The organism is Sulfuricurvum sp., from assembly GCF_049305995.1.
In the GTDB taxonomy this organism is placed as follows: domain Bacteria; phylum Campylobacterota; class Campylobacteria; order Campylobacterales; family Sulfurimonadaceae; genus Sulfuricurvum.
Genome location: NZ_JBAQPS010000296.1, coordinates 1 through 3650 on the forward strand (window position 1 = coordinate 1; position 3650 = coordinate 3650).

5 protein-coding genes are annotated in these 3650 nt (G+C 42.5%); 1 reads left to right on the forward strand and 4 read right to left on the reverse strand.

The genetic code is table 11. The features are described from left to right. The 4 genes from WA010_RS10230 to WA010_RS10245 all read right to left on the reverse strand — a co-directional run. A partial coding sequence (locus WA010_RS10230) for a site-specific integrase (protein ID WP_422557013.1) occupies positions 1–212 on the reverse strand: 212 nt, incomplete at its 3' end. A 12-nt stretch (positions 213–224) separates the two neighbouring features. Continuing rightward, a complete protein-coding gene (locus tag WA010_RS10235) occupies positions 225–848 on the reverse strand; it encodes a lysophospholipid acyltransferase family protein (RefSeq protein WP_422557014.1) in 624 nt (207 codons plus the stop codon). Then, positions 841–2139, reverse strand: coding sequence for a tRNA (N6-isopentenyl adenosine(37)-C2)-methylthiotransferase MiaB (miaB, locus tag WA010_RS10240; RefSeq protein ID WP_422557015.1), 1299 nt, complete (start codon positions 2137–2139; stop codon positions 841–843). Before miaB ends, WA010_RS10235 begins: the two co-directional genes overlap by 8 nt. Before the next feature lie 5 nt (positions 2140–2144). Then, complete coding sequence (locus WA010_RS10245; RefSeq protein ID WP_294893583.1) at positions 2145–2387, reverse strand: HP0268 family nuclease; 243 nt, start codon at positions 2385–2387, stop codon at positions 2145–2147. 163 nt (positions 2388–2550) lie between these two features. Here WA010_RS10245 and nusA point away from each other — a divergent pair. Next, positions 2551–3650, forward strand: a 1100-nt coding sequence (gene nusA, locus WA010_RS10250; protein ID WP_422557016.1) for a transcription termination factor NusA, incomplete at its 3' end; no start/stop codon positions are given.

The window sequence follows — 3650 nt, forward strand, 5'->3', positions numbered from 1 at the left end:
TTAGAAGCGATCGATTTGGCATTAAGTGAAGCGATTTTAAGGCGTAAAGGCATCAGATTAATCAACAATACCTCCAATTCTTCCTCTATTTCTGCGGAATGAATCATTGCATCGATTGAATCATTATAACTTTGGATAGTAAGTGCTGAATATCCCCGTATGCCATCTAAATATTTTAAAAATTCCTCCTTGGCACGATGGAGTTCATTCATCGTTGCAGCACCTTAAAGTACATGTTCCATCAATTTTTCTTTGATTAGCGCTTTTGCTGCTTTCATTTCCAATCCGTCCACATCGATTGGCTCCGAAGCATAAAAATCGAGTCTTCCAAACGGTTTAGGAACCGTGAAACGATCCCAACTCGGCAACTGCCAATACTTTGAAGGGATACAGCTGTAGACGATCACTTTAGCATGGCGTTTTTGCGCCATAATGACAGCACCGTCACTCATCTCATGACGAGGTCCTTTCGGACCATCAGGAGTAATCCCGATATCATACCCTTCCGAAAGTGATTTAAGCCCTTGAATCAAAACTTTGGCACCCCCTCGTGTAGTAGAGCCATGAATCGTCCTAAAATGAAAAAAACGTATAATCCGCGCAATCAGCTGACCATCAAAATGATCTGATATTAACACTTTTACTTTTTGAACTTTTCGTAATTGGTAATAAAGATAGGGTTGCATGAGTAAATCCCCATGCCAAAAGACAAAAATAATCGGTTCAGAGGGGATAGTTTTAGGAAGATGAAACCGTTTTATATTACTGAGGTAGATAAGACGAATCAAAAGTGTTCCAATAGGGGGGATAAACCACAATGCAAGTTTGCGGAGAAGTTCTTTACGCAATGATCTCTCCATACTGGATGTTGCGTGAAACCTCCGTAATTCTTACTTTAGCGATTTTTCCAAGCCACTCTTCAGAGCCTTTAACTTTTACCGAGAGATTGTTATCACTCCGCCCGGCAACAAATCCGTCACTGCGTAGCTCTTCGAAATAAACCTCAATGATTTTACCCAGATTGACCGCTTTCATCTCATCGAGTATCGCATCATGGCGTGCTTGAAGACGATCGAGGCGATCAGAAGCAATTTCTGAGTCAACCTCCTCCATTTTTTCCGCCTCCGTCAACGGGCGTGGAGAGTATTTAAAACTAAAAAGCTGCTCAAAACGAACCTGATTTAGAACCTCCATCGTCTCTTCAAAATCCTCATCGCTCTCACCCGGAAACGCCACGATAATATCGGTACTGATACTCACATCGGGAACCAATTCACGCAATTTGCGTGCACGGTTTAAAAACCACTCTTTGGTATATCCCCGCTTCATCGCTTTGAGAATTTCAGTCGATCCGCTTTGCAGCGGCATATGCATCGATTTACAGATTTTCGGATTGCGAGCAAACTCTTCGATAAACTCATCATCCATATGGAGTGGATGGGGAGAGGTGAAACGGATACGCTCTAACCCCTCCACCGCACTCACACGACGAAGAAGCCCCGTAAAGTTCATTTTTTCATTCTCACCCGAGAAACGACGGCCGTAGTTGTTGACATTTTGACCGAGCAAAAAAATCTCTTTCGCTCCGTTTTCGACTGCTCTACGCGCTTCAGCAACGATCAGATCGGCAGGAATCGAGATTTCATCCCCACGCGTTTTAGGGACGATACAAAAGGTGCATTGTTTATCACATCCGATAGAGATATTGATATAAGCTTTGTAGGGGCTGCTACGAAAATCTTTAAACGCAAACTGAGACTCGTCATAATCGATCTCAATCTCAACCGCTTTGTCACGTTGAAGTACATCGGAAATTTTGGAAACGTTACGGGCACCGAGAACGAAGTTTACGTACGGTGCACGTTTGATGATCTCTTTACCCAAATGAGACGCTGTACATCCGCATACACCGATTTTAGCATCTGCTTTTTTGAGTTTGTTAAAGACACCGAGTTCAGAGAAGAGCTTGTGTACCGGCTTTTCACGAACCGAGCAGGTATTAATGAGGATTAGATCAGCTGCGCTTGCATCATCGGTGAGAACATACCCCTCGTGAGCATTCAATTCTGCGATCATGTGCTCAGAATCGCGCACGTTCATCGCGCATCCTAGCGTCTCGATAAAAAGTTTCTTACTCATTCAGACTATAAAATATGTACTTCGTACATGTATTCATTTGCTGAAAGACCGAATTTTACTTCGCGCATGTAAAAACTTTTACCTTCCCCTTCAAAATGATCTTGAAGAGCCAAAAGATCTTTGTGTGAATTTTCACGATCAAAATAGAGGATAGAAGAGTTGCTTTTTTCTACCATCTCTGTGATTTTTTTGAGATCGATTTTCTTTGGTTTAGTATCGTGTTCGCTGCGTGCGAGTTTAAGTTCCATGATTTTCCCTTTTATAGAGTTCTTGATAATAGGGGGATTATAGCGGGGATAGGATAAATATCGCATTAAGAGAAATTTATGTATAATACATATCCTTCATAAAAAAAGCTTCCCCGTAATCATCAATTTTTTATGAGTTACCATCATCAAAGAGGATAGTCCTATGGAAAATATTTTAGATATTATTGATTCAATTGCCAGCGAAAAAGGGCTTAGCCGTGAAAACGTTCAAGAGGCAATCAAAACCTCATTTATCCAAACCGCAAAACGGATTATCAATCCAACTTTTGCCTTTGAAGCCGATATTGATGAACGTAGTAAGCAAGTAAAACTTCGTCAAATCATTACTGTTGTCGCCGATCATTCTCCTGAGATTCTCGGGGAAGATGCAGGTGCCTACATGGGTATCACAGCTGCATTGGAGATCGACGACGAAGCTGAGATCGGCGATCAGCTCCAAATGGAACACGATATCGAAAGCTATGGACGAAGCGCATTCGCAACACTACACCGTGAAATTGAATTTCATATTCAGCGCCTCGTTGAAAACGAACTATATGACAAATACAAAAGTAAAATCAATCAAATCGTTTCCGGTCGTGTTACTCGTGTCGATAACGACCAAAATACTACCATTGAAATTGATGAAATTCGTGCCGTCTTGCCGATGAAAAGCCGTATCAAAGGTGAAAAGTTTAAAGTAGGTGATATCGTTAGCGCTATTGTTCGTCGCGTTCATGTCGATAAAGCTAACGGTATCTCTATGGAACTCTCCCGTACCGCTCCTAAATTTCTCGAAGAACTTTTAGCACTCGAGGTTCCTGAGATTAAAGACGGTATCGTGGTCATCGAAAAATGTGCCCGTATTCCTGGTGAGCGTGCGAAAATCGCTCTCTATACCAACCGTCCACAAATCGATCCGATTGGAGCAACCGTCGGAGTTCGCGGTGTCCGTATCAATGCGGTGAGTGAAGAGCTTTGCGGAGAAAATATCGACTGTGTCGAATACAGCTCATCTCCAGAGCTCTTTATTTCCCGCGCGATGAGCCCTGCTATTATCAGCGCCGTTGTCGTGGAAGAGAATGAAAATGGTGATAAAAAAGCGATCGTCACCCTCCCTAGCGATCAAAAATCCAAAGCAATCGGAAAAAGTGGTATCAATATCCGTCTTGCATCGATGTTAACAGGGTATACCATCGAACTTAACGAAGTGAGTGGAAGTGCTCAAATGGGTGAGAAGGCTCAGGAAGAGAAGAAAGAGGG

Bases quoted from the DNA above. Each gene is read 5' to 3' on its own strand.
- miaB (WP_422557015.1), bottom strand. From the start codon at position 2,139: ATGAGTAAGAAACTTTTTATCGAGACGCTAGGATGCGCGATGAACGTG.
- WA010_RS10245 (WP_294893583.1), bottom strand. From the start codon at position 2,387: ATGGAACTTAAACTCGCACGCAGCGAACACGATACTAAACCAAAGAAA.